This is a genomic window from Streptomyces sp. CNH287, from assembly GCF_000424825.1.
This window is the reverse complement of sequence record NZ_AUKQ01000011.1, coordinates 140778-164418: the sequence shown is the minus strand read 5'-3', so window position 1 is coordinate 164418 and position 23641 is coordinate 140778. Positions and strand designations below refer to the sequence as shown.

Sequence of the window (23641 nt, the reverse complement as noted above, 5' to 3'; positions counted from 1 at the left end):
GCTCCGCGGCTCGAAAGTGTCTTCTACCACCCCAGATTGTCGCGGTAGCGCTCCCGCAGCGCGTGCACGACCTGCCTGGTCGTGGCCGGGCCCGGGCGGCCCTGCGCCGGATCGGGCCCGGCGGCGATCCAGTGCTCCTCCCACTCGATCATCGAGGCTTCGAACTCCGCGGCGGCGTACGGCGCGCCCGTGCGCAGCGCCTCGGCGAGCCGCTCGTACCAGCGGCGCCAGCGCGGGAGGTGGAAGGTGCGCACCAGTCCGGCCCAGTGGCGGCCGGAGTAGTCGTGCAGCGCGCTGCCGGGGTGGCCCCACGCGGTGAGCAGCCGCCGGGCGCCCGCCTCGTAGAGCGCCGACTCGGCCGGGTCGGCGGAGCAGCGGCGGGCGTCCGCGAGCCAGTCGGCCAGCTGGTACTCGGGCCGGGTGGCCAGCAGGGTGTCGAGGTCCTCGACGACGGTGAGCAGGGCGGTGGCGGCGCTCTCGAAGGCGTCCGGGTCGCGGGCGAGCGCCGCGTCCGCCGCACGCCACTGGAAGCGGCAGGCCAGGTGGGTCAGCACCTGCGCGGTGACGTCGCACAGGTCGCGGCCCAGCGGACCCGCGCTGTCGGCGTCGGTGATCTGGCCGCTGAGCAGGGTCCACGCCTCGGCCAGGCCCGCGGGGAGGTCGGGTGAGGCGGGGGCGGCGAGGGTCAGTGTGGGCTCGGGACGCAGGTCGCCGCCCAGGGTGGGGCGGCAGACGACCACCGAGCCCGGCGGGCCCGGCTCCCCCGAGCCGTAGACCGCGTGGCGCAGCAGCTGCCAGGCGCGCGCCAGCTCCGGGCTGCGGCGGCCGTACCGGGCCTCCGCCCAGCCGCTCAGCCACTGCTCCAGATCCGCGACCTCGCCGTGCCACGCGACGTCGGCGAGCAGTTCGTAGAGGACCGGGTCCTGGCCGAAGGCCTCCATGCTCGCGCCCACCCCGGCCAGTGAGCCGCCGTGCTCGTCGGCGCGCGCCCGCGCCGGGCCGGCCGCGACCTCGGCCAGCTTCCCGTACAGGCCGGGGCGTCCGCCCAGGCTGTGCAGGGTGCACCACACCCAGGGCTTGCCCCGGTAGCCGCCGGTGCTCGGCCAGACCGGCCGGTGCTCGGCCCACAGGTCCAGGACCAGCATGCCGTCGTCGGGGACCGCGTCCAGGAAGGCGGCGGTACGCTCCGGCGTCCAGTAGTCCGAGCGGTAGGCGAAGGGCCAGCCCTGGAGCACCCAGGTGGCGTGCGGGTCCGTGTCCGTCATGGCGGAGTGGACGGCGCGGGCGATCCGGGCCAGCTGTGCCGGGTCCTCGGCGGGCGGCGTGGTCTCCACGAACGGGTCGGCGGCGTAGAGGTGGTCGGTGCCCAGCAGGCGGGTCTGCTCCTCCAGCAGCGCGGCGCCGAACTCCGCGAACAGCGGGTCGCGCGGGTCGAGTACGGAAACCTCGAAGTCCCACCAGGACAGCTGCGCGGCCCGCTCGCTCAGCCCCGCGGGCACATGGCCGGCGAAGCCCTGGAGGATCGGCCGCATGCCCAAGGAGCGCTCCCGGTCCACGATGCGCCGCGCGAGCACGGCGTGGTCGTCGATCCAGCTCTGCGGCAGCGGGCCGCCCCAGCCGGGCGCCGACGCGAGCCAGTTCCAGGGCAGGTGGGCGGGGCCGCCGAGGAAGCGGCGGGCCTCCTCGTCGGCCACCCCCGCCCGGGCCAGCGCCCGCTGCCAGACGGCCTCCAGGCCGGTCATCGCCAGCGGCGTGCTCACGCCGTGCAGGGCCATCCAGTCGATGTGGCGCTCCCAGCGCTCCCAGTCCCAGAAGGCCGTCGTGTAGCCGAAGGTGCAGACGTTGAAGTGGTAGCGGTGCGCGTAGGGCGAGGTGATCCGGCCGCCGGTGGAGGCGCGCGGCAGGACACCGGGGAGCCGGGGGGCGGGGGCGTCCCAGGTGATCTGGGTGCGGCAGGCGGTCCGCAGGTACCAGCGCAGCGCCGACGCGACGGCCACGCCGTCGGAGCCGCGCAGCACGACGCCGCCGCGTCCGCCGTCGACCTCGAACCAGGCCGGCCCGCGCGGCTCCCGCGACGCGGGCACCTCGACGCGGAACTCCGGCGCGCGCTCCCCCAGCACCCGCCCCAGCAGCGCTCGCGCGGCGGCTTCGGTGTCGTTCGGTGTCATCCGGGGGATCAGCTCCCAAGCGGTGGGGACAGGGGCATGGTCGGCAGCTGTGGTACGTACCACAGAAAGGCAGGATCGGTGCCGCATCCCGCTCCCGTCAAGCGCTGAACGGGAGTTTTCTGCACTCCTTTCAGGGTCTGGTGGACCCGCGAAATGCTCTGGTACGGTCCACCGCACCTCACAGGGCTCGGCACGGGAAGGGGCACGCGTGGCGACGACGGCGCACGGCGGCACCGCCTCGGCGGCGCCTGCCGCAGGAGAGCCCTCCGCAGGACCGCCCGGCGTCGTGCTGGCGGTGGACGGCGGCAAGACGGGCTGCCGTGCCGCGCTCTTCGTCGACGGACGGCGGGTGGCCGCGGTGCGCGGGCCCGGTCTGCCGCACCCGGCCGAGAGCGGCGCGGCGCGGCTGATCGCCGAGCGGGTCCGCGCGCTGGCCGCCCGGCTCCCGGCGCCCGCCCATCGCCCCGGAACCCTGGTGGCGGGACTGACCGGGATCACCGAACAGCCCGCGAGCGCGGCCGGGTTGCCCGAGCGGCTGCTGCTGGCGTGCGGGACTTCGCAGGCACCCCCCAGGACCGTGCTGGTCTGCGGCGACGTGGTGACCACCTATGCGGGGGCGCTGGGGCCGGTGCCGGGGGTGGTCGTCTCGGCCGGGACCGGCACCGTCGTGCTCGGCGCGGGGCCAGGCGGACGCACCGCCGTCGTCGACGGCTGGGGACACCTGCTGGGCGACGCGGGCAGCGCCTTCGACGTCGGCCGGCGCGCGCTGGATCTGGCACTGCGCGCGGCGGACGGCCGGGGCGGCTCGGCGGCCCTGCGCGCGCTGGCCGCCCGCCGGTTCGGGGACCTTCGCACACTGCCGGTCCGGCTCCACGGGGCCGACCGCCCGGCACGGCTGGTGGCCGGGTTCGCCGAGGACGTCGCGGCGGCGGCCCGTAGCGGCGACGCCGAGGCGGGCGCGCTGCTGGCGGCGGCGGGCCGCGAACTGGCGTACGCGGCGGCGGCGGCCGTACGGCGCAGCCGCGCACCGGACGGTGCCGGGGACGACGGCGGAGACGGAGGCGGCACAGGCTGCGGACCGGCGGCCGGGGCGGCCACCGCCGTGCCGGTCGCCTGGACGGGCGGGCTCACCCGCGCGGGCGAGGTGCTGACCGGCCCGCTCGTCCGCCACCTGTCCCTCCTGCTCCCGCACGCGGTGCCGACGCCCGGCCGGGGCGACGCGCTCGACGGCGGGCTGGCGCTCGCCCGCGCGCCGGGCCCGCTGCGCGCCCTGCTGCACACCTGTCCCCCGCACCTCTCTCCCCCCGAACCCGAACCCGAACCCGAACCCGAACCCGAACCCCCGCGCCCGCGCCCGCGCACCCGAACCGACCGCCAGGTGAGTCCGACCATGACCGCTGACCAGAGCTACTTCTCCACGCTGCGGGCGCGCCTCGACACGCTGGCCGCCGCCGAGCGCCCCCACCTGGAGGCGGCCGCCGCCGCCATGGCGCGGAGCATCGCGGCGGGCGGCGTCGTCCACTACTTCGGCAGCGGCCACTCCCAGCTGGTGGCGGTCGAACCGCTCCAGCGCGCGGGCGGCCTCGCCCCGGTGAACGTGATCGCCGATCCGGCGCTCGCCCCGTCGGCGCCCCGGCACGCCGGCGCCGCCGAGCGCGTGAGCGGCTACGCGGCGGCGATCCTGGCGACGGCGGACATCCGCCCCGGCGAGGTGGTGGTCGTGGTGTCCAACTCGGGGATCAACGCGGTGCCCGTCGAGTTCGCGCTCGGCGTCCGCGAACGGGGCGCGACGGTCGTCGCCCTCACCAGCCGCGCCCATTCGCTGGCCGCCGAGCCCCGGCACGCGAGCGGCAAACGCCTGCTCGACCTCGCCGACATCGTCATCGACACGCACGGCAGTCCCGGTGACACGGTCGTGCCGCTGGGCGCGTCCGCCGTCGGCGCCCTCTCCACGGTGCTGGGGGCGGCCCTGGTCAACGCCCTCACCTGCCGTACGGCCGAACTGCTGGCGGACGAGCACCACCACGCACCGCCCCTGATCGTCAGTCAGAACCTGACGGACGGAGACGCCCACAACCACGCGCTCCTGGAGAAAGTCAGGGACCGCTGCCCCCGCGGCTGAGCCCCGTCCCGCCCGGGCACCCCGAGCCCCGCCCCGCCGCACCCCACCGCGCCCACCCAAGGAGTGACCATGACGGGATCGATGCGCCGCCGGCGTCGCCGCGGCACCGCTTCGGCGACCGCGTGCGGCCTCGCCCTCTCCCTGCTGCTCACCGGCTGCGGAGCGCTCACACCGGGCAGCGGCGCGGACCCGGACCGCCCCGCCGCCGTGCCCTCCGCGACCGCGGTGCCCGACGAGGACATCACCCTGCGGCTCCAGTTCGCGGATGCCCCCGTGATGGTCGACGCGCTCATCGCCGCCTTCGAGAAGAAGCATCCCCGAGTCACCGTCGAGCCGCAGTACACGCAGTTCTCGGACTACGTGAAGAGCCTGAAGCTGACCATGGCCTCGGAGACCGCCCCGGACGTCGCCCAGTTCGCCGTGGGCATGGACGGGCTCGCCGAGCGCGGCGACATCCTGGACCTCGCCCCCTACCGGGACGCCTACGGCTGGGGCGAGGAGTTCCCGGCGGCCAGCCTGGAGCAGCTCTCCGGCGGGCAGCGCGCGCGAGGTGCCCGGGACGGCGGAAGGCCGCTGTACGGCGTGCCCGCCGGACTGTCCATGACGGGCATCTACTACAACAAGGAGCTGGCCGCGAAGGCCGGGATCGAGGGCCCGCCCGCCACGCTGGCGGAGTTCGAACGGCAGCTGGCCGCCGCCAAGAAGGCGGGCATGACCCCACTGGGCGTCGGCGCCCTCGACTCCGGCGGCCTGCACCTGTGGGCCGCGCTGGTGAACAACATGATGGACGCCGAGGACTACCGCGCCTGGGTCGCCGGAGCCGACGGGGCGACCATCGAGACCAGGGCCGCGCGGGCCGCCACCGAACTGCTGGCCGAGTGGGGCCGCAAGGGGTACTTCGACGACTCCGCCAACGGCACCGGCCAGGTGGACTCGACCGCGCGGTTCACCCGCGGCAAGAGCGTCTTCCTGGTCAACGGCAACTGGGCCGCGGGCCAGCTGGCGGCGGCCATGGGCGACCGGAGCGGGTTCTTCCTGATGCCCGGCGCGAAGAAGTCCTCGCGGGCGGTGGCCTCCGGCTTCAGCGTCGCCTACGCCGTCTCCTCCCGTACGAAGCATCCGGAGGCGGCGGGCGCGTTCCTCGACTTCCTCTCCTCGCCCGAGGCGGCCCGGATCGTCAGCGGCAACGGGTTCCTCCCGCCGGACGCCGACGAGGTGCCCGCGCCGAAGGGCCTGCTGGGCGAAGTGGCCCGCAGCCACCGGCGCGTGGTCGCCGACGACGGGATCAACCACTTCCCCGACTTCACCGCCCCCTCCATGCTCGACCCGCTCCGCTCCGGAGTGCAGAAGCTCATCGCCGACCGCGTCGAACCGCCGGAATACCTCGACTCTCTCCAGGACGTCTGGGACGAACACCACGCGAAGTAGGTCAAGCCATGTTGCGTACGACGAACAGCAGACGCCGCCGGCCGTGGCGGGGATACCTCTACGTGCTGCCCGCCCTCGCCGTCTATCTCGCCTTCGCGGTGCTCCCCGCCCTGCACACCGCCTACCTCTCCCTCTTCGACTGGGACGGCGTCACGCTGGGCAGCTGGGTGGGCCTGGACAACTACCGCGAGGTCTTCCAGGACCCGGTGCTGCGCGGCTCGGTGCTCAACGCCCTGGTCCTGGTGGTCTTCTTCTCCTTCGTCCCGATCCTGGCCGGGCTGGCCATGACGGGCCTGCTCTCCCGCTACCGGCGGCCCGGCATGGGCGTCTACCGCTTCTTGTTCATGCTGCCCCAGGTGGTGCCGCTGGTCGCCGTCGGTGTGACCTGGCGCTGGCTGTACGGGGAGGACGGGCTGGTCAACGAGGCGCTGCGCGCCGTCGGCCTGGGCGGGGTCGCGCGCGCCTGGCTCGGCGACTTCGACGCGGCGCTGATCGCCGTCGGGCTGGTGGGCAGCTGGGTGCTCAGCGGGCTGTGCATGATGCTCTTCCTCAGCGGCACGCAGAAGGTCGACACCCACCTCTACGAGGCGGCCCGGCTGGACGGCGCGGGCCCCGTGAGGGAGTTCGTCTCGGTGACGCTGCCGCAGCTGCGCGGGGAGATCGCGATCGCCATGACGGTGACGATGGTCGCGGCGCTGGCCAGCTTCGACATCGTCTACGTCACCACCAACGGCGGCCCCGGGGAGGAGACGACCGTACCCGGTCTGCTGGTCTACCGGCTGGCTTTCTCAGACGGCCGGGTGGGCCTCGCCTCGGCGCTGGGCGTGGTGCTCAGCTGCCTGATTCTCGTCCTGGTCTACTTCATCAACCGTCTGTCGAGGTCCGGCGAATGAACAGAGCGTCCAAGGCGGAGCGCTGGTCGGGATACGCGCTGCTGAGCGTGCTGGCCGTCGCCGTCGTCATCCCGTTCCTGAGTGTCTTCCTCGCCTCGATGCAGCCCGCGGGCGAGCCGGTGGCGGGGCTGGCCTGGCCCGAGCGGTGGAGCCTGGAGAACTACCGGCAGGCGTGGTCGGTGGCGGGGTTCTCCGACCTGATCCGCTCCAGCCTGGTCATCGCGGTGGCCGTGGTGCCGGTGACGCTGCTCCTGGCCGGCCTCGCCGGCTACGCGCTGGGCACGATGCCGCTGCCGGGCGGGAACGCCGTGGCCGCGTTCTTCGTCGCCGGACTCACCATCCCGGTGGAACTGATCGTGGTACCGCTCTACTTCGACCTCCACGAACTGGGCCTGACCAACTCCTACGCGGGCGTCATCCTGGTGGAGATCGCGTTGTTCATGCCGTTCAGCGTCTTCTGGATGCGCACCCACTTCCGCGGCACGCCGCCCTCGCTGGTGGAGGCGGCCCGCGTGGACGGCGCCTCCTCCGGCACGATCTTCCTCCGCGTCCTGCTGCCGCTGGCCCGCCCCTCGCTGATGACGCTGGGGGTGCTGGTCTTCATGTGGTCCTGGAACCAGTTCCTGCTGGTCCTCGTCCTGATCCAGGACGCGAGCTTGCGGACGGCGCCGGCCGGCCTGGGCTTCTTCGTCGGCCAGAACAACACCGACGTGCCCACGCTCGCGGCGGGCACCATCATCGTCATGCTGCCGATCATGCTCGTCTACCTGCTCTTCCAACGCAGCTTCGTCGCCGGTCTCCTCCAGGGCGCCATGAAGGGGTGACGGCCGCCGCGGGGCGACCGGCCCGCGCTTGACAGTGATTTCGAACAGGGTCACAATTTCGGTCACTCACAGGCACTTCCCCACAGGCGCAGTCAGCTCCACTGCCCGCCGCCCGGACGATCGTCCACCCTCCACGGAAGCACCGGGTTTGGAGTCCAGCCACATGCTCGCCACGGAACGCCACCGCAGGATCGTCTCCGAACTCGCCCGCGTGCGCTCGGTCACCACCGAGGACCTGGTCGCACTGCTGGGCGTGTCGGCGGAGACCGTACGCCGCGACCTGGCGCTGCTGGAGGGCAGGGGCGCGCTGGACCGGGTGCACGGGGGTGCGACGGCCGCGCACGCCTCGGTGGGCGAGGAGGCCCCGTTCGTCGAGCGGTCCAGGACGCACGCCGCGGCGAAGACGGCCATCGGGCGGGCGGCGGCGGCGCTCGTGGAGCCGCGCCAGACCGTGGTCATCGACGTCGGGACGACGGCCCTGGAGGTCGCCCGCGCCCTGCCGCACGAGTACACGGGCCTGGTGGCCACCCCGTCCCTGCTGGTGGCCGCCGAGCTGAGCGCGCGCCCCGGCGTGGAGGTGCTGGTGAGCGGCGGGCGGCTGCGCGCCGGCGACCTCGTCTGCTCCAACGCCCAGACCGTGGCGTTCTTCACCGACCTGCGGGCCGACGTGGCGTTCGTCGGCTCGGGGGGCGTCGACAGCCGCTCCGGCCTCACCGACTACTACCTGGACGAGGTCGCCACCAAGCGCACGATCCTCGCGAACTCCGCCCGCCGCTACGTACTGGCCGACGCCAGCAAGCACGGCCGGGCCGCCGCGCACCGGGTGTGCGGCCTGGAGGGTTTCGACGGGCTGCTCACCGACGGGACGCCCGACAGGGAACTGGTCGCGGCCCTGGAGCGGGCCGGGGGCAGCGTCATCCGGGCCTGAGCCCCCGGCCCCGCCCGCCCGCACCGAGGCACCCCTGCCGGGCCGCGGGGGTTTACCGCCCTCCGAGATTTGTCATGCTCCTGATCATTCAAGCCCACCAGGCCACCGGAGAGGGAACTCGCGAGCAACCCTTGACGCCAATCGGTCATGAGTCCACACTTCCGGTTAGAGACGGTCAAGCTCCCACCCATACAGTCACCGGGAGCCTGCGGGGCGGCACGCGCCGCCTCTCTGCCCCCTTCAGCCTCCGCAGCTGTTTCCTTCCACTGGCCCCGTCCCGGCGACCGGCCGCCAGTCCGATCAAGGAAGTATGTCCATGACCCGAGCAGAGCCCGGCGCCCCCGTCCCGGCCGCGTCCTCCCTTGGTGGCTCGTCGTCCCCCGGTGGCTCAGAGCAGCAGAAGATGACCCGCAACCTGGGCTGGTACGCGTCCTTCTCCATCGCCTTCGGTTTCGTGTCCATCGCCACCGGCATCTTCACGGCGTACGGCGCCGTGCTCAGCACCTCCGGCCCGCGCGGCATCTGGGCCTGGCCCCTGACCGTGATCGGCCAGCTGTCCGTCGCGCTCGTCTTCGGCGCGCTCGCGGCCCGCATCCCCATCAGCGGGTACGCCTACCAGTGGGTCTCGCGCATCGTCGGCCCCGTCTGGGGCTGGATCATGGGGTGGATCTCGTTCGCGTTCCTGGGCGTCGTGGTCGTCGCGGTCGACTACACCATCGCCTCGACCATCCTCCCCGAACTGTTCCGCTACCAGGGGACCAACCAGAACGCCTGGTTCATCACCGCCCTGGTCGTCCTGCTCCAGTCGATACTGGTGGCGGTCTCCACCCGCGCGACGCACCGGATCAACACCGTCGCCGTCACCGTCCAGCTCATCGGCATGATCTCGCTGACGGTGCTGCTCTTCGTCGTCGGCGCGGTCACCGGCAAGCTCGACTTCGCGACCCTCTTCAGCGCGGCCCCCGCCTCCTCCGACGGCTACTACGCGCTGGGCAGCGCCACACACGCCGGGCCGTTCGCGCTCGCCTTCCTGCTGGGCGCCTTCACCATCGTCGGCTTCGAGTCCGCCGCCAACCTCGCCGAGGAGACCCGGGAGCCCGCGCGGGTGATCCCCAAGGCGATGGTCCAGGCGGTGATCTCGCTGGGCGTCCTCGGCTTCCTCTTCCTGGTCGCGATCACCGCGCTCGCCGACGACCCGGAGAAGCTGGCGGGGTCGGCGACCCCGGTGGCCGCCATCATCACCGCCGTACTCGGCTCGGTGCTGGGCAAGATACTGCTCGTGCTGGTCGTGATCTCGATCTTCTCCTGCGGACTGGTCATCACCCTCAGCGGCACCCGGCTGGTCTGGGCCATGTCGCGGGACGAGCGGTTCCCCGGCTGGCAGGTGCTGCGCCGCATCCACCGCGGGCGCGGCACGCCGCTGAACGCCTCGCTGTTCATGCTGGTCGTCGCCCAGCTGGTACTGGCCAGCTTCTCCGGCTCGACCGACGCGCTCTTCGAGCTGTTCTCGGCCGCCACGCTGCTGCCGGCGGTCATCTACGCGGGCACGGTGATCATGTACATCGCCAAGCGCCGTTCGCTGCCGCCGACCCAGGGGTTCTCGCTGGGGCGCTGGGAGGTGCCGGTCCTGGTCGTCGCCTCCGTCTGGCTCGCGTACGAGCTGCTCATCTTCCGCGACGAGTCCTTCCGCGCGCCCTGGCTCTACGTGCTCGTCCTCTTCGGCATCGGCGCGGTCTACTTCACCGGCCTGCTGCTGCGCCGCGGCGTCTCCGGCCTGTCCATGCCCGAGATGGCCGACATCGACCGCGCCCTCGACGCGGACGATGCGGAGCGCTCCGGCGGAGCGGACGACGCGGCCGAGGACGGTGCGCGATGACGGCGGTGCTGGCGATCGACCAGGGCACCTCGGGCACCAAGGCGATCGTGGTCGACGCGGACGAGGGCACGGTCGCGATCGTCGAGGAACCGCTGCGGCCGGCCTATCTCGACGGCGGCGGGGTGGAGCAGGACCCGCAGGAGCTGCTCGACTCGGTGCTCAGCACCGGCCGCCGCGCCGTCGCCGCCGCCGGCCGTCCCGTCGACTGCGTCGCGCTGGCCAACCAGGGCGAGACCGTCCTGGCCTGGGACCCGGCCACCGGCGCGCCGCTGTCGCGCGCCGTCGTGTGGCAGGACCGCCGGGCCGAGGAGATCTGCGCCGGACTCTCCGGACACGGGCCGTGGGTCGCCGAGCGGACCGGCCTCGTGCTCGACCCCTACTTCTCCGCGCCCAAGATGGCCTGGCTGCGCCGCCACGTCACCGGGCGGGGGGTGGTGACCACCACCGACACCTGGCTCGTGCACCGGCTGACCGGCGAGTTCGTCACCGACGCGGCCACCGCCAGCCGTTCCCTGCTGCTCGACCTGGACACCGTGGAGTGGGACCCGGAGCTGCTCGGCCTCTTCGGCCTGGGCGCGGAGAGGCTGCCGCGCGTCGCGGCCTGCGACGAGATCGTGGGCACCACCCGCGCCTTCGGCGGTGAGGTGCCCGTGGGGGGCCTGGTGGTCGACCAGCAGGCCGCGCTGCTCGCCGAGGGCTGCCTGACCGCGGGCACCGCGAAGTGCACCTACGGCACGGGCGCGTTCCTGCTGGCCAACACCGGTACGCGGGCGGTGCGTTCGCCCGCCGGGCTCAGCTCCTCGGTGGCCTGGCGGGCCGGCGGCGAGACGGCGTACTGCGTGGACGGGCAGGTCTACACCGTCGCCTCGGCCGTCCGCTGGCTCCAGGAGATGGGGCTGATCCGTTCGGCGGCCGACCTCGACGCCCTGGTGGCAGGCGCCCCCGGCGGCTCCACCCCCGCGGCCCACGCCGCCGGGGTGCTGTGCGTACCGGCGTTCGCGGGGCTGGCGGCTCCGTGGTGGCGGCCCGAGGCGACGGCGGCGTTCACCGGTCTGACCCTCTCCACGCGCCGCGAACACCTCGTACTCGCGGTGCTCCAGGGCATCGCCGCCCAGGTCGCCCAGCTGTGCGAGAGCGTCGCGAGCGACCTGGGCGGACCGCTGGAGCGGCTGCGCGTCGACGGCGGACTCACCCGGTCGGCCGCCCTGATGCAGACCCAGGCGGACGTGGCCCAGATCCCGGTGGACGTCTATCCGTCCGCGCACGCCACCCCGCTCGGTGCCGCCGCGCTGGCCCGCCGGGCGCTGGACCCCTCGCTGAGCCTGGCGGACGCCGTCGGCCGCTGGCGGCCGGCCACGGTGTACGAGCCGCGCTGGCCGGCGGACCGGGCCGCGGAGTTCCGCGCCCGCTGGACCGCCGCCATGACCTCCACCACCAAGGAGAACTGACGTGTCCGACCAGACACCCCGTGCACAGGAACAGCCCCAGCAGGCACCGCCCGGCCCGGCGGCGCACGTCTACGACGTCGCCGTCCTCGGCGGCGGCATCGTCGGGGCAGCGATCGCCCGCGAGCTGTCCGGCCACGACCTGTCGGTCGCCCTAATCGAAGCCCGCGACGACGTCGGCGACGGCACCAGCAAGGCCAACACCGCCATCCTGCACACCGGTTTCGACGCCACGCCCGGCACCCTGGAGTCCCGGCTGGTCCGCCGCGGCTACGAACTGCTGTCGCGCTACGCCGAGGCCACCGGCATCCCCGTCGAGCGCACCGGCGCCGTGCTGGTCGCCTGGACCGACGAGGAGTTCGAGGCCCTGCCCGGGCTCAAGGAGAAGGCCGAGCGCAACGGCTACCCGCACTGCCGCCTCGTCAGCGCCGACGAGGTCTACCGGCAGGTCCCCGACCTCGGTGACGGCGCGCTCGGCGGGCTCACCGTCCCCGACGAGTCCATCATCTGCACCTGGACCACCAACCTCGCCCTGGCCACCGACGCGAAGCGGCGCGGTACCCAGGTCCTGCTCCAGCACGCGGTCACCGCCGTGCGGGTGGAGCGGGAGGTGACCACCCTGACCACCTCGGGCGGCCCGGTGCGCACCCGCTGGACCGTCAACGCCGCCGGCCTGGGCGCGGACCTCATCGACGGCATGTTCGGTCACAGCCGGTTCACCGTCACCCCGCGCCGCGGCGAGCTGTTCGTCTTCGACAAGCTCGCCCGTCCGCTGGTGGACCGGATCGTACTGCCGGTGCCCAGCTCACGCGGCAAGGGCGTGCTCGTCTCGCCCACCATCTACGGCAACGTCATGCTGGGCCCCACCTCCGAGGATCTGGGCGACCGCACGGCGACGGGGACGTCCGAGGAGGGCTTCGACTTCCTGCTGTCCAAGGGCGAACGGCTCATGCCCCGCCTGCTGCGCGAGGAGGTCACCGCCTCCTACGCCGGGCTGCGCGCCGCGATCGACCGCACCGACTACCTCATCGAGGCCACCCCCGAACAGCGCTACGTGGTCGCGGGCGGCATCCGCTCGACCGGGCTGACCGCGGGCATCGCCATCGCCGAGTACGTCGGCGAACTGCTGGCGGAGTCCGGTCTGGAACTCCCCCCGCGTACGGGCCTGCCCGCGCCGCCCCGGATGCCCGACCTCGGCGAGGCGGGGCCGCGCCCGTACCAGGACGCCGGGCGCATCGCGGACGACCCCGAGTACGGCACGATCGTCTGCTTCTGCGAACGCGTCACCGCCGGGGAGATCCGCGACGCCTGCCGGGCGACGCTGCCCGCCCGCAACCTCGAAGGGCTGCGCCGGCGCACCCGCGCGCAGAACGGCCGCTGCCAGGGCTTCTTCTGCGGTGCCGCCGTCGAGCGCCTGATGGCCACGCACCGCGCCCCGCACGGCGCGCCGGACAGCGCCGCACCCGGCACGGCGCCCGACACCCGCACCCCGCACCGCCCCGGCACCGCGCCGCGGCCCGAGGAAGAGACCCGATGACCCGCATGACCACCGCGCCCACCGTCCTCAAGCCCGACGTCCTGATCATCGGAGGCGGCCCGGCCGGACTCACCGCGGCGGCCGAACTGGCGCCGCGCGTCCCCGGCGAGGTCCTCGTACTCGACCGGGAGGAGGAGGCCGGGGGCATCCCCCGGCACAGCGACCACACCGGGTACGGCCTGCGCGACCAGGCGCGCGTGCTGACCGGACCGGCGTACGCCCGGCGCCTGGTGCGGCAGGCCACCGCCGCCGGCGCGACCGTGCGCACCCGGGCCATGGTGACCGGCTGGGCCGGTGACCACGCCGTGGACGTCACCAGCCCGCAGGGGCGGCTGCGCGTCGAGAGCCGGGCGATCGTGCTGGCCACCGGTGCGCGGGAGAGGCCGCGCGCGGCGCGGCGCGTTCCGGGCGACCGGCCGCACGGCGTCTACACCACCGGCCAGTTGCAGAACCTCGTGCACCTGCACGGCGGTGAGACCGGCAGGCGTGCGGTCGTCGTGGGCGGCGAACTCGTCAGCTGGTCCGCGGTGGTCACGCTGCGCGAGGCGGGCTGCGCCACGGCGCTGATGGTCAGCCGGTACCCGCGCACCGAGTCGTACGCCGCCTTCAACGCGGTCGGCCGGACGCTGCTGCGCGTCCCGGTCGCCCACCGCACCCGGGTGAGCCGTGTGATCGGCAAGGGGCGGCTCCAGGCGGTGGAGATCGAGAACCTGGACACCGGCGTGCGGAGCACGGTCGCCTGCGACACCCTCGTCTTCACCGGCGACTGGATTCCCGACCACGAACTCGTCCGCAGCGGCGGCCTCGACCTGGACGAGGGCACCCTGGGACCCTCGACCGACACGGCTCTGCGCACCAGCCGCCCCGGTGTCTTCGCCGTCGGCAACCTGCTGCACCCCGTCGACACGGCGGACGTCGCCGCGCTGGACGGCCGCCATGTGGCCGACCGGGTGCTCGCCTGGCTGGACGCCCCCTCCCGGCCGCCGAAGGGCGTGCCCCTCGTGGCGGACGCCCCCTTCCGCTGGGTCTCCCCCCAGCTCGTGCGCCCCGGCGACCCCGCGCCGCCACGCGGGCGGCTGCTGCTGTGGACCGACGAGTTCGCCCGCTTCCCGCGGGTGACGGTACGTCAGGACGGCGCGGTGCTGGCCCGGCGCACGCTGGCATGGCCCGCGGCGCCCGGGCGCGTCTTCCGGGTGCCGGCCTCCGTCCTGCGCCGGGTCTCCCCCGGCGGGGGGCCGGTGCACCTGAGCCTGGGCTGAACCGGCGGCCCGCCCGGCCCCGCTCAGCCGTCGCCCCGGTTCAGCCGTCCGCCGGGCGGCGCTCGTGCGGGATGACCATGGGCGTACCGGTCCGGGGGTCGGGCACGATGTCGGAGGCCAGCTGGAAGACCTCCGCGACCAGTTCGGCCGTCAGCACCTGCTCCGGCGGCCCCTCGGCGACGATCCGGCCCGCGTCCATGACGACGAGGTGGGTGGCGAAGCGCGCCGCCTGGTTGAGGTCGTGCAGGACGGCGACGATGGTACGGCCCTCCCGGTTCAGCTCGGCGCACAGCTCCAGCAGGTCGTACTGGTGGGCGATGTCCAGGAACGTGGTGGGCTCGTCGAGGAGGATCAGGCCGGTGTCCTGGGCCAGCACCATCGCGATCCAGGCGCGCTGCCGCTGCCCGCCGGAGAGCGCTCCGGCCTGGGCCTCGGCCAGTTCGGTCAGGCCGGCGCGCTCCAGCGCGAGGGAGATGGCGCGGTCGTCGTCCGGGGACCACTGGCGCAGCAGGGTGTGGTGCGGGTGGCGGCCCCGCGCCACCAGCCCGCGCACGGAGATCCCCTCGGGGGCGAGCGGGCTCTGCGGCAGCAGCGCGACCTGCCGGGCGAACTCCCTGCCGCGCAGGGTGCGCACGTCGGTGCCGTGCAGCGTGACGTGCCCGCTGCGGGGCTTCAGCACCCGGGCGAAGGACTTGAGCAGGGTGGACTTCCCGCAGCCGTTGGGGCCGACGATGACGGTCAGCCCGCCGTGCGGGATCTCCAGGCTGACGTCCGAGACCACCGGAGCGCCGCCGTAGGAGAGCGTGACCTTCCGCGCGCCGAGCCCCGCCGCCGCGGGCGGCCCACCTCGGGTGTGCGTAGCCGCTTCGGTTGTCACAGGCTTCCCCTTCTCCATTCGCGTGTCAGCAGATAGCCCAGGTAGACGCCGCCGAAGGCCATGGTGTAGATGCCCGCGGGCAAGTCCTCGAAGAGGGTCAGCTGCTGCGAGGCGAGGTCCGCCAGGACCAGCAGCAGGGCCCCCATCAGGGCGGAGAGCAGCAGCCGTGGCCCGGCCCCGCGGGTGATCCGGCGGGCGATCTGCGGCGCGGTCAGCGCGATGAACGCGATGGGCCCCGCCACGCTCACCGCGCCCGCCGCCAGCACGACCGACAGGACGACGGCCACGCTGCGGGTGCGTCCCGGGTCGCTGCCGAGCGCCGCCGAGATCTCGTCGCCCATCTCGGTGAGGGTGAGGCGGCGGGCGAGCAGCCCGGCCAGCGGGCCCGCGACCAGCAGCACGCACCAGATGGTGGTCGCGTCGGACCAGGAGCGGGCGGCGAGGCTGCCGTTGAGGTAGGCGGTCAGCACGTTGGCCTTGTCGCGCTCGACGACGTAGACGACGTACTGGGTGAGCGCGGTGGCCAGGGCCGCGACCCCGATGCCCGCGACGACCAGGCGGCCCGGGTTGCGGAACCCGGTGCCGGTGGAGACGTAGACCAGGCACATCGCCAGGATCGCGCCGAGCAGCGCCCCCGTCCACACCGGGAGGGCGGGCAGCAGCAGCGCGGTGGCCGCCGCGCCCGCGCCCGCGCCGCCGCTCAGCCCGATCACGTCGGGGCTGGCGAGCGGGTTGCGGGTGACGGACTGGAAGAGGGCGCCGGAGAGGCCGAAGGCGGCACCGGTGGCGATGCCCGTGACCAGGCGCGGGCCGCGCAGCCGGTCCAGGACGAAGGCGTCCTTGCCCTCCGCGCCGCCCAGCAGCGCGGTGGGCAGGTCGGCGAGGCGCAGGCCGAGGCGGCCGAGCGTCAGGGTGGCGACGGCGGCCAGCAGGAGGGCGGCGAAGGCGCACAGCGACGCGACGACGGCGCTGCGCTCGACGGGCAGCACGAGCCACCGCCCCAGCCGCAGATGCCCTTTCGGCGGGCCGGGCGGGCCAGAGGAACCGGCGGAAGGGGCGGGAGAGGTGCGGCCGGTCTGCTCCGCGGGGTGGCTGACGGTCATGCGGTCCCCTTCATCCGGCGCACGGCGTACAGCAGCGCGGGCGCGCCCACGAACGCCGTCACGACGCCGACCATCAGTTCCTGCGGGCGCATCACCACCCGGCCCAGCACGTCGGCGAAGAGCAGCAGCGCCGGACCGGTCATGGCCGAGAGCAGGATCTGCGTACGGAAGTCCACCCCGGCCAGCGCCCGCACGATGTGCGGGACCGCCAGCCCGACGAACGCGATGGGGCCGACCGCCGCGGTGGCGGCGGCGCTGAGCACCGTCGCCGTCAGGAAGCCGCCGCCCCGTACGAGCGCGGGGCTGGTGCCCAGCGAGGCGGACGCCTCGTCGCCGAGCGCCAGCGTGTTGAGCGCGGGGCCCAGCAGCAGCGCGACGACGAGTCCGACGGCGGCGAAGGGCAGCACGGGCCACAGGACGTCGTACCCCCGGCCGCCGAGGGCGCCGACCACCCAGTAGCGGTAGCTGTCGAACACCTGCGGACGGCTGAGGGTGACGGCCTGGATGAAGGCGGTCAGCACGGCCGTCAGCACGGCCCCCGCCAGCACGAGCCGTACCAGGGAGGTACTGGCGCCCGCCGCACCGACGACGTGGACGAGCAGCCCGGCCAGCAGCGCGCCGGGCAGCGCCCACCAGATGGTGTCGGACTGTCCGGAGGCGCCGAAGAAGGCGGTCCCGGCGACGATGCTCGCGGAGGCCCCGGCGTTGATGCCCAGGAGCCCGGGGTCGGCCAGCGGGTTGCGGGTGACGCCCTGCATGAGCGTGCCCGCCACCGCGAGGCAGACACCGGCGAGGATGCCGAGCACCGTGCGCGGGTAGCGGCTCTCGACGACGGTGGTCACGTAGGCGTCGCCGTCACCGGCGAGGACGTCCAGGACGTCGCCGAACGAGGTGTTCAGGTTGCCGAACATGACGCTCGCGAAGGCCGCCAGGACCAGCAGCACGAGGGCCCCGGCAAGGCAGAGCGCCGCCCGGGCGGCGCCGGTGCGCGAGGCGGCGGCGCCAACCGGGCGGCGGCGTACGGAAGTGGTCATCCGGTCTGGTCAGCGTCCTGCTTCTCGGCCTTGGCGAGGGCGTCGTCGATCATCGGCAGGTAGCGCTCGATGCTCCAGGGCACGGTCAGCGGGTTGAGCATCGAGGAGGCCGTGACGAACGGGTTGTCGCGGGAGGCGACCACGGCCCCCTTCTCGATGGCCGGTATCGCCTTGTACAGCTTCTGCCCCTCGATCTGCTTGCGGGACTTCTTGTCGCTGTAGAAGGTGAAGATCAGGTCGCTCTTGTTCAGCTTGTTGCCGTTCTCCAGGCCGATCAGCGAGGAGTCGGTGCCCTCGGTCTCCTTGAAGGTGTCCACGACGGGGTCGACCTTCAGGCCGAGCGAGGAGACCATCTCGACCCGCTGCTCCTCGGAGCGGAAGACGCCGAGTGTGCCGGGGCCGGTGTTGTAGATGTAGGAGAAGGAGTGCTTCGCGTACTGGGGCCGGGACTTGGCCGCGGCGGCGAGCTGCTTCTTGATCTTCGCGGTCAGCTTCGTGCCGTCCTCGGGCTTGCCGAGGGCCTTGGCGATGATGTCGATCTGCTGGTCCCAGTTGGTGCTCCACGCCTTGTCGGGGTAGGCGACCGTGGGCGCGATGTCCTTGAGGATGTCGTACTGCTTCTGGGTGATGCCGGACCACGGCGCGAGGATGACGTCCGGTTCGAGTGCGGTGATGGCCTCGATGTCGAGTTCCTCACCACCGGTGAACTGCTCGGGCAGTTCGTCGCCCTTCTTCTTGACCGCCTCGTGGACCCAGGGCAGATAGCCGGTCTTGTCGCTGCCCCACTCGTACTCCTCCACGCCCACGGGCGTGTGGCCGAGGGCGATGGCGGTCTCCGCCGAGCCCTGGCCCAGGGTGACGACCCGCTCGGGCTGCTCGGTGATCTCGGCGGTGCCCAGCGCGCTCTTGATGCTGACGGGGAACGCGCCGCCGCCCTTGGCCGGGCCGGAGTCGGAGGACTTCTCGTCGTCCTTGCCGCACGCGCCGAGTACGAGGCACAGCGCCGCGGTGAGTGCGGACGCCGTGAGGGCACGGCGGCCCGGTCGGGTGGAAATGGGCAGCATGAAAGAACCTCTTGTCCGGTACTGGGGTCGCCCGCCCCGACTCGACGTGCCGCGGCACGGAGTCGACACAGGGGTTGGCGCGGCGCCGAAGCGCTTACTAAGGGGACCCTAAGTTAAAGATTTGACCAGCGTCAAGTTCCGCCGCCGGGTCGCTGAAGTGCGGGCTTTCCGCCGCCTTGTGTACCAACCGAACATTCGGTTAGCGTTCCGGACGGTCCCGTGGAACAGGAGGGCACCCATGCCCGACACCGTCTATCTGATCGAGGGCGCCCGCACCCCGCAGGGCCGGTACGGCGGCGCGCTGGCCACCGTCCGGCCCGACGACCTGGCCGCGCTGGTGACCGGCGAGGCCGTCCGCCGTGCCGGAATCCCGGGCGAGGCCGTGGACGAGGTGATCCTCGGCGCCGCCAACCAGGCCGGCGAGGACAACCGCGACGTGGCCCGGATGGCCGTACTGCTCGCCGGTCTTCCGCACACCGTGCCCGGCTACACGGTCAACCGGCTGTGCGCCTCGGGCCTGACCGCCCTCGCCTCGGCCGCGCAGGCGATCCGGTCGGGCGAGGCCGACGTGGTGGTGGCCGGCGGCGTGGAGTCCATGACCCGGGCCCCGTGGGTCATGGAGAAGCCCGGCACCCCCTGGGCCAGACCGGGCGAGGTGCGGGACACCGCGCTGGGCTGGCGGTTCACCAATCCGCGCTTCGCCGCCGCCGACCGGGCGGTGCCCGCCGGGGCGGGACCGGAGGCGGTGAAGGTGACGCTCTCGATGGGCGAGACCGCGGAGGAGGTGGCAGCGCTCGACGGCATCACCCGCGCCCACTCCGACGCGTTCGCCCTGCGCAGCCACCAGCGGGCCGTCGCCGCTCAGCAGGCCGGGCACTTCGACCGGGAGATCGCGCCCGTACCCGTCGGGGACGGGCTGGTGGACCGGGACGAGGGCCCGCGCCCCTCCACCACCCTGGAGCGGCTCGCCGGGCTGCGCACGCTCTTCCGCGACGGCGGCGTCGTCACCGCGGGCTCCGCCTCGCCGCTCTCCGACGGCGCCGCCGCCCTGGTGGTGGCGAGCGAGGCGGCGGTCGAGCGGTACGGGCTCACGCCGCGCGCCCGCGTCGTCACCTCCGCCGCCGCGGGCGTACAGCCGCACCTGATGGGGCTCGGCCCGGTCCCGGCCACGCAGAAGGTGCTGGCCCGCGCGGGCTGGCAGGTCGGCGACCTGGACGCCGTCGAGCTGAACGAGGCGTTCGCCGCACAGGCGTTGGCGGTGATCCGCCGCCTGGGGCTGGACGAGCGCCGGGTCAACACCGACGGTGGCGCCCTCGCCCTCGGTCATCCGCTGGGCTGCTCCGGCGCCCGCATCGTGCTGACGCTGCTGGGGCGGCTGGAGCGCGAGCAGGCCCGGCGCGGCCTGGCCACGCTGTGCGTGGGCGTGGGGCAGGGCGCCGCGATGCTGCTGGAGCGGGTGTGAGCGCCCCGCGGGAGCCCGCCGCCGCCCCAGTGCCCGCCGTCATCGGGGTGCCCGCAGTCGTCGGAGTGATCGGCGGTGGCCGGATGGGCGCCGGGATCGCGCAGAGCTTCGCCGCCGCCGGCGCTTCGGTGACGCTCGTGGAGCGCGGCGAGGCCGCCGGGGCCGCCGCCCTGGACCGCGTCGCCACCGGGCTGGACCGGGCCGCCGGACGCGGCAGGCTCGCCGAGCCCGCCGAGCGGGTGCTCGCGCGGGTCACGGTGGCCGGCTCGGTGGACCAACTGCCCGGCCACGCCGGTCTGGTCGTGGAGGCCGTTCCCGAGGACGCCGCTCTCAAGGCGCGCGTGCTGGCGGCGGCCGAGGCGGCGGTGGGCGAGGGCGCGGTGCTGGCCACCAACACCAGCTCCCTCTCCGTCACCGAACTCGCAGCCGCGCTCGCCCGCCCGGAACGCTTCGTGGGCATGCACTTCTTCAACCCCGTGCCGGTCTCCGCGCTGGTCGAGATCGTCGTGGCACCGCAGACGGCGCCGGGGACGGTGGCGGCGGCCCGGGAGTGGGCGTCCGCGCTCGGCAAGAAGGACGTGGTCGTCCGCGACTCCCCGGGCTTCGCCAGCAGCCGGCTCGGGGTCGCCCTGGGCCTGGAGGCGATCCGGATGGTCGAGGAGGGAGTCGCCGAACCGGAGGCCATCGACGACGCCATGTGCCTGGGATACCGGCACCCCACCGGGCCGCTGCGGCTGACCGACCTGGTCGGCCTCGACGTACGCCTGGCCATCGCCGAGCACCTGCAGGCGACGCTCGGGGAGCGCTTCGCCCCGCCGCGGCTGCTGCGCGAGAAGGTCGCCCGGGGCGAGCTGGGCCGCAAGTCGGGGCGCGGGTTCTACACCTGGCCCTGACACGGGACGGCAGGACGGCAGGACGGCGGGACAGCGCCGGCGGCAGCGTCCTGCCGACTCGCGTGCGGCGCGGGGCCGTTCCCGGCGCGGGCGTGCACGACCGGCCGGGCCCGGACCGCGCCCTCCCGCCTCCCACGGCCCTCACCTGCCCCCGCCCCGGTGCTGCCGGGGACGTCGCAGTCGTCCGGCGCGGCGAACTGCCCGCCGCGCGGCTCGGTTCGGCGGCGACCGCGATCCATCACTCCCCGGGCTGCGAGCGCGGGTTCGGCGTGGCGAAGAACGCCAGCACGGCGGCTGCCGCGGCGACGGCCGCGCCCGTGGCGAAACCGCGGGAGAAGCCCGCGGCGTCGGTTCCGGCGATGCTCGCGGCGGCCATGCTGGACACCACGGCCGCCCCGAGAGAGGCGCCGAACTCGTGGAAGGTGCTGACGATCCCGGAGGCCAGACCCGCTTCCTGCGGTGCGATCTGCCCCAGCGCCGTGGCGGAGGCGACGACGAACACCGCTCCGGTGCCGGAGGCGGCGAGTCCGACGCCGATGACCAGGGCCGCGGTCCCGCCCCAGAGTGCGGGGACCGCCATGCCGACGGCGGAGAGCAGGAGTCCGAGCACTCCGAGCAACCGAGGACCCAGCCGGCCGATGACGCGCCCGGCGGCGTTCGCACCGATCATGGTCGCGAGTGCCACGGGAAGGAAGAGGAGGCCGGTGGTCAGCGCGCCGTAGCCGCGGTAGTCCTGGAGGTAGAACGTGCCCAGGAAGAAGACCATGATCATCAGGGCCGTGGCCACGAGGATCAGCAGTGCTCCGGTCGCCACCGGACGGCGGATCAGCAGCCGCAGGTCCATCAACGGGCGCGCGGCGAGGCGCTGGCGGACGGCGAAGGCCGCATAGAGGGCCACCGCAAGCGCGACGAGCCCCGCGGTCGACGCACTGGCCCAGCCGTGCTCTCCGGCCCTGATGAGGGCGTAGGTCAGGGTTGCGGTGGCCGCGGTCACCAACGCCGCGCCCGCCAGGTCGAGCCGGCCGCGCCGGACGGGGCCAGGCTGCGGCGGGAGTTGGGTGCGGAGGGTGAGCAACAGCGCGAGCCCCACCGGGACGTTGACGTAGAAGACCCAGGGCCACCCCGGACCGGCCGTGAGCAGCCCGCCGAGCAGCACCCCGAGGGCGGCGCCGCTGCCGCCCAGCGCCGACCAGATCCCGAGCGCCTTGTTGCGTTCCTCGCCCTCGAACAGGGTCACCACCAAGGAGAGCGCGGCAGGCGAGAGGATGGCCGCCGCGCACCCCTGTGCGATCCGGCCGCCGACGAGCAAGGGCCCCGAGGACGCCAGGCCCGCGACCAGTGAGGCGGCGGCGAACAGCAGCAGCCCCGCGAACAGGAGGCGGCGGGCGCCGAACAGATCGGCGGCGCGGCCCCCGAGAAGGAGCAGGCCGCCGAAGGCCAGCGTGTAGCCGCTGACCACCCAGGTGAGTGTCTCGCGCCCCAGCCCCAGATCCGCGCCCATGTGGGGCAGTGCGATCGCCACCACGGTGACGTCCAGGATCAGCATCAGCTGGGCGACGCCGACGAGTCCGAGAATCCGCCAGCGCCGTGGGTCCGGACTGTGGACCGGACTGGTCGAGGTCATGGGTTCAGCCATGTTTTCCACTCCCCGTATCAAGTCATACATAGGTGTTCGAGTTATGGAGACGATACTATAACTCGAACATGACTGTCTTACTTGAGGAGTCGCATGTCCCGTCCAGCGGCCGAACCGGCCCGCAGGGCCGACGCCCGGCACAACGTGGAAAAAATCCTTGACGCGGCGGTCGCATGTCTCAGCCGGAACGCCGACGCAAGCGTGATCGAGATCGCCCGGGCGGCGGAGGTGGGCCGGGTGACCCTCTACGGACACTTCCCGTCGCGGGACGCCCTGGTCGAGGCCGCCCTGACCCGCCTTCTCCACCAGGGCGACGAGGTGCTCGAACGGCTGGACCTCTCGGGCGACCCGCGGGAGGCGCTGCGCGCGCTGATCGAGTCGAGCTGGCTGCTGATCGCCCAGTCGGGCGCCGTACTCGAAGCGGCCCAGGCCACCCTGCCGCCCGGCCGGGTCCAGGAACTCCACGCGCACCCCGCGCAGCGCGTCGCAGAACTGATCGGCCGCGGCCAGGCGGAAGGTGTCTTCCGTACGGACCTCCCTGCACACTGGCTGGCCGGTGTGCTGCACCATGTGCTGAAGGGCGCGGCGGCCGACGTGGCCCAGGGCCGCCTGGGTGCGGCGGACGCCCCGCACTTCCTCTCCCGGACGGTCCTGGCCGCGTACACACCGGTCGCCGCAGAGCCAGGCGCGGGCGAGGATTGATCAGTTCGCGACGGCGAGCACGAGCGCCGCGGCCGAGAGCGCCAGATAGCCAACCGGGTAGCCGATGTTGTAGAAGACGCGGGCCCGGACGTGGACCAGGACGGCGCCGATGAGGAAGAGGACCAGGCCGGTCGCGGCAGCGATGCCGAGGAGTGGCGCGCCCAGCAGCCCCAGCAGCAGCCCGACCGCTCCCGCGCCCTTGAGGGCTCCGAGCATCGGGAGCCAGGAGTGCGGGACGCCCACCTCGGCGGAGTTGGCGAGGACGAACTTCGCCCGCGCGAAGTTGGCGACGGCCTCCACGGCGCTCGCCGCGATCACGACGAGGGTGACGACCAGGTATGCGAGGAACACGTGACACCTTCTGTTCGGCCCGTCAGGCGGTCGGTACCG

Annotated in this window: 19 protein-coding genes; 12 read left to right on the top strand and 7 right to left on the bottom strand. The window is 73.8% G+C overall.

What is annotated here, in order from left to right; genetic code table 11:
- Window positions 1-23: 23 nt before the first annotated feature.
- On the bottom strand, window positions 24-2168 hold the full coding sequence (locus H299_RS33730; protein WP_051262378.1) for an alpha-N-acetylglucosaminidase: 2145 nt from the start codon (window positions 2166-2168) through the stop codon (window positions 24-26).
- A 208-nt stretch (window positions 2169-2376) separates the two neighbouring features.
- Here H299_RS33730 and H299_RS39585 point away from each other — a divergent pair, with 208 nt between their 5' ends.
- From H299_RS39585 to H299_RS0112045, 9 genes are all read left to right on the top strand, one after another.
- Window positions 2377-4290 carry a sugar isomerase domain-containing protein gene (locus tag H299_RS39585; RefSeq protein WP_158692318.1) on the top strand — a complete coding sequence of 638 codons (1914 nt, stop codon included), beginning with the start codon at window positions 2377-2379 and terminating at the stop codon, window positions 4288-4290.
- 69 nt (window positions 4291-4359) lie between these two features.
- Complete coding sequence (locus tag H299_RS33720; RefSeq protein ID WP_051262376.1) at window positions 4360-5718, top strand: extracellular solute-binding protein; 1359 nt, start codon at window positions 4360-4362, stop codon at window positions 5716-5718.
- An 8-nt stretch (window positions 5719-5726) separates the two neighbouring features.
- Window positions 5727-6611, top strand: a complete 885-nt coding sequence (locus H299_RS33715; RefSeq protein ID WP_051262375.1) for a carbohydrate ABC transporter permease — start codon at window positions 5727-5729, stop codon at window positions 6609-6611.
- Window positions 6608-7435 carry a carbohydrate ABC transporter permease gene (locus tag H299_RS0112085; protein WP_027748616.1) on the top strand — a complete coding sequence of 276 codons (828 nt, stop codon included), beginning with the start codon at window positions 6608-6610 and terminating at the stop codon, window positions 7433-7435. Before H299_RS33715 ends, H299_RS0112085 begins: the two co-directional genes overlap by 4 nt.
- 163 nt (window positions 7436-7598) lie before the next feature.
- On the top strand, window positions 7599-8363 hold the full coding sequence (locus H299_RS0112080; protein WP_027748615.1) for a DeoR/GlpR family DNA-binding transcription regulator: 765 nt from the start codon (window positions 7599-7601) through the stop codon (window positions 8361-8363).
- Between the two features lie 316 nt (window positions 8364-8679).
- Window positions 8680-10239, top strand: coding sequence for an APC family permease (locus tag H299_RS0112070; protein ID WP_027748614.1), 1560 nt, complete (start codon window positions 8680-8682; stop codon window positions 10237-10239).
- Window positions 10236-11687, top strand: a complete 1452-nt coding sequence (locus tag H299_RS33710) for an FGGY family carbohydrate kinase (protein ID WP_037758812.1) — start codon at window positions 10236-10238, stop codon at window positions 11685-11687. Before H299_RS0112070 ends, H299_RS33710 begins: the two co-directional genes overlap by 4 nt.
- Before the next feature lie 97 nt (window positions 11688-11784).
- Entirely contained in the window at window positions 11785-13221 is a 1437-nt protein-coding gene (locus H299_RS33705; RefSeq protein WP_486587253.1) for an NAD(P)/FAD-dependent oxidoreductase, read from the top strand.
- Window positions 13222-13226: 5 nt separating this feature from the next.
- Window positions 13227-14480 (top strand): NAD(P)/FAD-dependent oxidoreductase, encoded by a 1254-nt coding sequence (locus H299_RS0112045; protein ID WP_027748611.1) that lies wholly within the window; start codon window positions 13227-13229, stop codon window positions 14478-14480.
- A gap of 40 nt (window positions 14481-14520) precedes the next feature.
- Here H299_RS0112045 and H299_RS0112040 read toward each other — a convergent pair whose 3' ends face one another.
- The 4 genes from H299_RS0112040 to H299_RS0112025 are packed head-to-tail and all read right to left on the bottom strand — an operon-like array spanning window position 14521 to window position 18558.
- The gene (locus tag H299_RS0112040) at window positions 14521-15375 is read right to left on the bottom strand and encodes an ABC transporter ATP-binding protein (protein ID WP_078512663.1); all 855 of its coding nucleotides are present in this window, start codon (window positions 15373-15375) and stop codon (window positions 14521-14523) included.
- Window positions 15354-16460, bottom strand: a complete 1107-nt coding sequence (locus H299_RS0112035) for an iron chelate uptake ABC transporter family permease subunit (protein ID WP_027748609.1) — start codon at window positions 16458-16460, stop codon at window positions 15354-15356. The genes H299_RS0112040 and H299_RS0112035 overlap by 22 nt, the downstream gene beginning before the upstream one ends.
- Window positions 16457-17494, bottom strand: coding sequence for an iron ABC transporter permease (locus H299_RS0112030; RefSeq protein WP_027748608.1), 1038 nt, complete (start codon window positions 17492-17494; stop codon window positions 16457-16459). The genes H299_RS0112035 and H299_RS0112030 overlap by 4 nt, the downstream gene beginning before the upstream one ends.
- Window positions 17491-18558: an iron-siderophore ABC transporter substrate-binding protein gene (locus H299_RS0112025; RefSeq protein ID WP_027748607.1), complete on the bottom strand. Its 1068-nt coding sequence runs from the start codon at window positions 18556-18558 to the stop codon at window positions 17491-17493. The genes H299_RS0112030 and H299_RS0112025 overlap by 4 nt, the downstream gene beginning before the upstream one ends.
- Window positions 18559-18796: 238 nt before the next feature.
- Here H299_RS0112025 and H299_RS0112020 point away from each other — a divergent pair, with 238 nt between their 5' ends.
- Both H299_RS0112020 and H299_RS0112015 read left to right on the top strand, forming a co-directional pair.
- A complete protein-coding gene (locus tag H299_RS0112020) occupies window positions 18797-20020 on the top strand; it encodes a thiolase family protein (RefSeq protein ID WP_027748606.1) in 1224 nt (407 codons plus the stop codon).
- A complete protein-coding gene (locus tag H299_RS0112015) occupies window positions 20017-20913 on the top strand; it encodes a 3-hydroxyacyl-CoA dehydrogenase family protein (RefSeq protein ID WP_051262374.1) in 897 nt (298 codons plus the stop codon). The genes H299_RS0112020 and H299_RS0112015 overlap by 4 nt, the downstream gene beginning before the upstream one ends.
- Window positions 20914-21151: 238 nt before the next feature.
- Here the strand turns inward: H299_RS0112015 and H299_RS0112010 are convergent, their stop codons facing one another.
- Window positions 21152-22549: an MFS transporter gene (locus H299_RS0112010; RefSeq protein WP_106965780.1), complete on the bottom strand. Its 1398-nt coding sequence runs from the start codon at window positions 22547-22549 to the stop codon at window positions 21152-21154.
- Window positions 22550-22642: 93 nt separating this feature from the next.
- Here H299_RS0112010 and H299_RS0112005 point away from each other — a divergent pair, with 93 nt between their 5' ends.
- Entirely contained in the window at window positions 22643-23251 is a 609-nt protein-coding gene (locus H299_RS0112005) for a TetR/AcrR family transcriptional regulator (RefSeq protein WP_027748603.1), read from the top strand.
- Here the strand turns inward: H299_RS0112005 and H299_RS0112000 are convergent, their stop codons facing one another.
- Window positions 23252-23602, bottom strand: coding sequence for a DoxX family protein (locus H299_RS0112000; protein ID WP_027748602.1), 351 nt, complete (start codon window positions 23600-23602; stop codon window positions 23252-23254).
- Window positions 23603-23641: the final 39 nt, after the last annotated feature.

Coding starts and splice junctions, on each gene's coding strand:
- H299_RS33730 (WP_051262378.1), bottom strand. CDS start 2,168: ATGACACCGAACGACACCGAAGCCGCCGCGCGAGCGCTGCTGGGGCGG.
- H299_RS33720 (WP_051262376.1), top strand. CDS start 4,360: ATGACGGGATCGATGCGCCGCCGGCGTCGCCGCGGCACCGCTTCGGCG.
- H299_RS33715 (WP_051262375.1), top strand. CDS start 5,727: ATGTTGCGTACGACGAACAGCAGACGCCGCCGGCCGTGGCGGGGATAC.
- H299_RS0112085 (WP_027748616.1), top strand. CDS start 6,608: ATGAACAGAGCGTCCAAGGCGGAGCGCTGGTCGGGATACGCGCTGCTG.
- H299_RS0112080 (WP_027748615.1), top strand. CDS start 7,599: ATGCTCGCCACGGAACGCCACCGCAGGATCGTCTCCGAACTCGCCCGC.
- H299_RS0112070 (WP_027748614.1), top strand. CDS start 8,680: ATGACCCGAGCAGAGCCCGGCGCCCCCGTCCCGGCCGCGTCCTCCCTT.
- H299_RS33710 (WP_037758812.1), top strand. CDS start 10,236: ATGACGGCGGTGCTGGCGATCGACCAGGGCACCTCGGGCACCAAGGCG.
- H299_RS0112045 (WP_027748611.1), top strand. CDS start 13,227: ATGACCACCGCGCCCACCGTCCTCAAGCCCGACGTCCTGATCATCGGA.
- H299_RS0112040 (WP_078512663.1), bottom strand. CDS start 15,375: ATGGAGAAGGGGAAGCCTGTGACAACCGAAGCGGCTACGCACACCCGA.
- H299_RS0112035 (WP_027748609.1), bottom strand. CDS start 16,460: ATGACCGTCAGCCACCCCGCGGAGCAGACCGGCCGCACCTCTCCCGCC.
- H299_RS0112030 (WP_027748608.1), bottom strand. CDS start 17,494: ATGACCACTTCCGTACGCCGCCGCCCGGTTGGCGCCGCCGCCTCGCGC.
- H299_RS0112025 (WP_027748607.1), bottom strand. CDS start 18,558: ATGCTGCCCATTTCCACCCGACCGGGCCGCCGTGCCCTCACGGCGTCC.
- H299_RS0112020 (WP_027748606.1), top strand. CDS start 18,797: ATGCCCGACACCGTCTATCTGATCGAGGGCGCCCGCACCCCGCAGGGC.
- H299_RS0112010 (WP_106965780.1), bottom strand. CDS start 22,549: ATGGCTGAACCCATGACCTCGACCAGTCCGGTCCACAGTCCGGACCCA.
- H299_RS0112005 (WP_027748603.1), top strand. CDS start 22,643: ATGTCCCGTCCAGCGGCCGAACCGGCCCGCAGGGCCGACGCCCGGCAC.